This window comes from Bacillus sp. SIMBA_008, from assembly GCF_046535495.1.
Lineage (GTDB): Bacteria > Bacillota > Bacilli > Bacillales > Bacillaceae > Bacillus > Bacillus subtilis.
On record NZ_JAWRWL010001300.1, the window covers coordinates 1 to 235 of the forward strand.

At 60.9% G+C, this 235-nt stretch carries 1 protein-coding gene; it reads left to right on the top strand.

The features are described from left to right. Positions 1 to 235, top strand: a 235-nt coding sequence (locus SB658_RS27635; protein ID WP_410603773.1) for an alpha/beta hydrolase, incomplete at both ends; no start/stop codon positions are given.

Here is a 235-nt window from a genome sequence, read left to right on the forward strand (position 1 = left end):
CGGCTGGAATGCCGAGCGCACTGCTGACGCCTGGGGCTTATTGATGCAACGGCTTGGTTATACCCGTTGGGTCGCCCAGGGCGGAGATTGGGGTTCGCTGATTACGCATCGTCTGGCGCAGCGCAAACCGAGCGGGCTTATCGCCGCGCATGTGAACCTCCCCCTCGTGTTCCCCATGGAACCGCCAGTCGAACCAAGTGCGGAAGAGCAAAAGGCGCTGGAGGACATGTCAATT